Origin of the sequence: Bacillus pseudomycoides DSM 12442 (assembly GCF_000161455.1) — a bacterium.
Taxonomy (GTDB): domain Bacteria; phylum Bacillota; class Bacilli; order Bacillales; family Bacillaceae_G; genus Bacillus_A; species Bacillus_A pseudomycoides.
Genome location: NZ_CM000745.1, coordinates 4,980,298 through 4,981,486 on the forward strand (window position 1 = coordinate 4,980,298; position 1,189 = coordinate 4,981,486).

Sequence of the window (1,189 nt, forward strand, 5' to 3'; positions counted from 1 at the left end):
AATGGTAAATATCGTTGAAATTGTAGACATCGATTACACAGGTGTATGGGCAGAGACAAGAAATGCAGAAGAATTAATTTTTATAGCACTACCAAAAGAAAAAATTAAATTTGTACGTGAAATACTGTCAGAGAAAAAACAAATGTATGTCTTTCTGCAGAAAGATTGGGAATGGAGAAAGATGTCATGAATCCATGGCTATTTGCTGGCTGTATGTTGCTTGTAGTCGTGGCATTGAACATTTGTTTATGGATGGGGCAATGTGTGATGAAACGCTTCAAAATGCGGAGAATCAAGCGTCAAAATTAAAGATGTTACATACATGAGGAGGAATGCGTAATGGGAAAAACATTATTTATTGCGGAAAAGCCGAAAGTTGCATACGAATTATTGAAATCACCACGTTTTCGAAATGCAGAGAAACATATGGGGAGTAAACCTTATTTTGGATACTTTGAGAACCATCAGTACATTATTAGTTGGTGTTCCGGTCATTTATTAGAGCTGAAGCATCCAGAAGAAATAGATGAGAAATACAAAGAATTTAAATTCGAACACTTGCCCCTTTTGTTAGAGCCGGAATACAAAGTGAAGCAAGATTATATCGAACAAATCAATATTCTAGTAGATCTGTTGCAACGTCAGGATGTAGATCATGTGGTCAACGCTTGTGATGGAGACCGTGAGGGCGAGCTGATTTATCGTGAAATGTATGAATATGCGGGTGTAAATAAACGACAATCTCGCCTCTGGCTTGCTTCGTATGAACCAGCCGAATTAGAGGCAGGACTGAACCGATTAGAGCCAGGGGAACACTATGACGGACTTGCAAATTCCGCAAAAGCAAGGCAATACCTAGACTATCTTCTCGGAATTAATGTGACGAGAGGATGTACAACGAAACTTGCTAAAAATCAATTCTTATTGGCAACGGGGCGTGTGCAAATGTGCCTGTTACATGAGATTTGGCAATGTGAGGTAGCCATAGAAAATTATAAGGAACAAACCTACTATAATCTAAAACTCATCACAGAGAATGGATTAGAAGCTGTTATGAAAACAGAAGACCAGTTATTAGATCCAGCTCCTTTACAAAAGCTTGGGACAAAACTAGTCGGTACAGCTTTAACCGTAACGGAGTTTAAAGAGAGTACCAGAAAAAAGAAACCAAAATTGTTATATAACCTAA

Annotated in this window: 3 protein-coding genes; all 3 read left to right on the forward strand. The window is 38.1% G+C overall.

The features are described from left to right. Nucleotide 1: 1 nt before the first annotated feature. Nucleotides 2–190, forward strand: a complete 189-nt coding sequence (locus BPMYX0001_RS25280) for a hypothetical protein (RefSeq protein WP_006097016.1) — start codon at nt 2–4, stop codon at nt 188–190. Beyond that, on the forward strand, nt 187–309 hold the full coding sequence (locus BPMYX0001_RS34605; protein WP_255299145.1) for a hypothetical protein: 123 nt from the start codon (nt 187–189) through the stop codon (nt 307–309). Before BPMYX0001_RS25280 ends, BPMYX0001_RS34605 begins: the two co-directional genes overlap by 4 nt. Before the next feature lie 30 nt (nt 310–339). Beyond that, on the forward strand, nt 340–1,189 hold an 850-nt coding region (locus tag BPMYX0001_RS25285; protein WP_033799363.1), incomplete at its 3' end, for a DNA topoisomerase.